The organism is Hydrogenophaga sp. (assembly GCF_035481345.1).
Lineage (GTDB): Bacteria > Pseudomonadota > Gammaproteobacteria > Burkholderiales > Burkholderiaceae_C > Hydrogenophaga.
The window spans coordinates 1-3,557 of record NZ_DATIGV010000001.1; the positions used below are offsets into that span (position 1 = coordinate 1).

General features: G+C 68.9%; 5 protein-coding genes. All 5 read left to right on the forward strand.

All coding sequences use genetic code 11. From position 1 onward, the window contains the following. The first annotated feature begins 157 nt into the window (after nucleotides 1-157). Nucleotides 158-451, forward strand: a complete 294-nt coding sequence (locus VLG41_RS00005) for a hypothetical protein (RefSeq protein WP_325347350.1) — start codon at nucleotides 158-160, stop codon at nucleotides 449-451. Between the two features lie 77 nt (nucleotides 452-528). Beyond that, the gene (gene tnpA, locus VLG41_RS00010) at nucleotides 529-918 is read left to right on the forward strand and encodes an IS66-like element accessory protein TnpA (RefSeq protein WP_325347351.1); all 390 of its coding nucleotides are present in this window, start codon (nucleotides 529-531) and stop codon (nucleotides 916-918) included. 6 nt (nucleotides 919-924) lie between these two features. Continuing rightward, nucleotides 925-1,263 carry an IS66 family insertion sequence element accessory protein TnpB gene (gene tnpB, locus VLG41_RS00015; RefSeq protein ID WP_325347352.1) on the forward strand — a complete coding sequence of 113 codons (339 nt, stop codon included), beginning with the start codon at nucleotides 925-927 and terminating at the stop codon, nucleotides 1,261-1,263. Nucleotides 1,264-1,332: 69 nt separating this feature from the next. After that, nucleotides 1,333-2,964, forward strand: coding sequence for an IS66 family transposase (gene tnpC / locus VLG41_RS00020; RefSeq protein ID WP_325347353.1), 1,632 nt, complete (start codon nucleotides 1,333-1,335; stop codon nucleotides 2,962-2,964). 47 nt (nucleotides 2,965-3,011) lie between these two features. Then, nucleotides 3,012-3,557: dihydrofolate reductase family protein (locus VLG41_RS00025; protein ID WP_325347354.1), on the forward strand; the 546-nt coding region annotated here is incomplete at its 3' end.

A 3,557-nucleotide genomic window follows, 5' to 3' on the forward strand; every position in this document is an offset into this window, starting at 1 on the left:
AGTTGAGAGAGATGAGGCGGACCATCGTAAACACGCGCGGGATCGACAGATCGAGCACCGAACGTCCCTTGAAGTTGATCGAACTCGCGCAGGGTGCCGTCAAGCAGATTCGCATGCTCAAGAATGGCAAAGCAGGCGAGACTGAGGAATCGCCGCAATGAAAACGCTTCCCAATGGCCGCAGCAAGCAGGATGAGGAACGGGCCTTCTTGAACGTCTGCCACCGCACACAAAACCGACGCCCTCGGGCTGAAGAGGTTCTGATCGAGGAATCGTTCTTTGACGCTTCAGCGCGGCCCGAGGAAGACGTCTGGGCCGCGTTTTACAAGAAGGTTTGGAACGGCCCAACGGGGGAACTGAACGGCGCGCAGATCTGTTCGGCCATCAGAGACCATCTGGCAGGGGTGCAGGGTCACGACTGTTGTTACTGCGGTCAGGCGCTTCTCGGGTGAGCGTCCAGCCTGACCACCTTCCACGGCTGGTTTAGGCGCGCGACGATGGTGCCCACCAAACGAACAGGTGGGCACCTATGCACCCCAATTCTCCGCGGCGCGTCCATGGCGCCGAGTTCAAGTCGAAGATTCTCGCTGAGTGCCAGAAGCCAGGCGTGTCCGTGGCGTCCGTGGCGTTGGCCCATGGGCTGAACGTCAATCTCGTGCGCAAGTGGCTGGTCGGGCGCGGCCTCAAGCGCTGCGGGCTGGCCACCCAGGCGAGCTCGCCCGATGCAGCGACCTTGCCTGCATTGCAGTTCATGCCGGTCGCGTTGGACGCACCGCCCGCGGCGCTACCGGCCCCGAGCGCGCAGACCATTCACATCGAGTTGCGGCGCGGCGAGGCCCGGCTGTCGGTGCAGTGGCCCGCGAGCCAGCCCGAGGCTTGCGCTGCCTGGCTGCGCGATCTGGCGACGTCGCTGCGGTGAGCCGCCATGCTGCGCATCGACGGTGTGTGGCTGTGCACGCAGCCGGTGGACATGCGCGCCGGAGGCGACCGGCTGCTGGCGGCGGTCGTGGCCTCGCTGGGCGAGGCCCGCGCGCACCACGGCTACCTGTTCGCCAATGCCCGGGGAACACGGATCAAGCTCCTGGTGCACGATGGCTTCGGCATCTGGTGCGCCGCGCGCAGGCTGCACGCCGGTCGGTTCGTCTGGACGCAGGGAGCAGGCGGCCCTCCCGCACTGGCACTGAGCCGCGAGCAGTTCGACGCCCTCGTGCTGGGACTGCCGTGGCAGCGGCTGGGCGAGGCCTCCGTCATCACGAGGACGTGAAGCACGACGCCGTGCAACAGCACTTGCGCGGATGGCGGGCGCTGCGCGCGTGCGGCACCATGGCCGCACATGAACGACGACGCGCTCGAACTCACGCCCGAGATGCTGCAGGCCCTGCCGCCGGCGGCGCGCGCGTTCATCGAGCGGCAAACCCAGGCACTGGCGGAGCACCGCTCGCTCATCGCCCGCAAGGACCGCGAGATCACGCTGCGCGACGCCCAGCTCGAGAAGCTCAAGTTCGAGATCGCCCGCTTCAAGCGCTGGCGCTTCGGCGCGAAGGCCGAGGCGATGAGCGCCGAGCAGCGGCGCCTGTTCGAGGAGACCCTCGCCGAGGACGAGGCGAGCCTGCAGGCGCGGCTGGAGCAGTTGCGCGCCCAGGCCGCCGCCGTGGGCGCAGAGCGAGCGAAGAAGGCGCCTCGCCAGCCGCGCCGTCAGGCGTTGCCCGAGCACCTGCGCCGCGTCGAGCATCGCCACGAACCCGAGAGCACCACCTGCCCGCAAGACGGTTGTGGCCGAGCGATGACCCGCATCGGCGAAGACGTCACCGAGCGGCTGGACGTGGTGCCGGCCGAGTTCTTCGTGCACCGCCACGTCTACGGCAAGTGGGCGTGCCGCTGCTGCCAGTCGCTCGTGCAGGCGGCAAGCCAACCGGAAGTCATCGAGGGCGGGATGGCCGCCAGCGGGCTGCTGGCCTACACGCTCATCAGCCGCTTCGCCGACCACCTGCCGTACTACCGGCAGGAGGCCATCAACGCCCGCAGCGGCGTGCACACGCCGCGCTCGACGCTGGCGGCCTGGGCGGGCCAGGCCGGCGCCGCACTGGAGCCGCTGTACGAGCTGCACAGGCAGTTCGTGCTCGGGTGCCGCGTGCTGCACGCCGACGAGACCCCGGTGGCATTGCTGGACCCGGGTGCGGGCAAGACACGCAGGGCCTACGTGTGGGCGTATGCGCGAAGTCGGCACGACCCGACGCCCGGCGTCGTCTACGACTTCTGCCGAGGTCGAGGCGCGCAGTACCCGGTGGCCTTCCTGGCTGGCGACGAGCGGCACGGCATCGCGCGCTGGGAAGGCACCTTGCTGACCGACCGCTACCAGGCCTACGAGACCGTGCTCGACCCGGGCGTCTACCCGGGCCGGCAGGCGGCGGCCTGCGTGGCGCACGCCCGGCGCAAGTTCGACGAGTTGGCCAAGGCCAGGTCCAGTGCCGTGGCCGACGAGGCCGTGGTGCGCCTGGCCGCGATCTATGCCGTCGAGCGCAACCTCGTCGACCTCGGCGACGACGAACGCCTCGCGCTTCGCAGGCAGCACGCTCGACCGCTGTGGGACGAGCTGCAGGTCTGGCTTCAGCTCGAGCGCCGTCGCGTGCTCGACGGGAGCCCGGTTGCCGGGGCCATCGACTACACGCTCAACCACTGGGCCGCGCTCACGCGCCACCTCGAAGACGGGGCCGTGGCCATCGACAACAACCACCTCGAACAGCAGATCAAGCCATGGGCGATGGGCCGCAAGGCCTGGATGTTCGTCGGAAGCGAACTGGCCGGGCAGCGCGCGGCCGTGGTGATGAGCTTGGTGCAATCCGCGCGTCTCAACGGGCACGATCCGCTGGCCTACTTGCGCGATGTGCTGCAGCGGCTGCCCACGATGCTCAACAGCCGGCTCGACGAACTTCTGCCGCATCGCTGGGTGCCGACGAACGGCTGACAGTTGACCGGCAAGGTGGTGTCACTGGACGCTCACAGAGGACTCGCATGGGCCTGCTGACCTTCAGCCTCAACATCACCCTGGACGGCTGCGTCGACCACCAGGAGGGCATCGCCGACGACGAGACGCATGCGTTCTTCACGCGGCTGATGGACGAGAGCGGGGCGATGCTGTGGGGCCGCACCACCTACGAGATGATGGAGGGCTACTGGCCGGCCGTGGCGCGTGGCGACGTGGACGCGCCGCCCGCGGTGCGCGAATGGGCGGTCAAGCTGGAGACCAAGCCGAAGTACGTGGTGTCGTCGACGCGATCGACCTTTCCGTGGCGGCACAGTCACCACGTCGCCGGCGACTTGCGCGCGGGCGTGCAGCGGCTCAAGGACACGACCCCGGCGGGTGTGCTGCTCGGCAGCGGACGCCTCGCGACCGAACTGGACCGGCTCGACCTGATCGACGAATACCGGTTCCTCGTCCACCCCCGGATCGCCGGGCACGGGCCCACGCTGTACCAGGGCGGGCTGCCGGGTACCCGGCGGCTCGAACTGCTGTCGGCGACGCCGCTCCGCAATGGCGCCGTGGCCATGCACTACGGG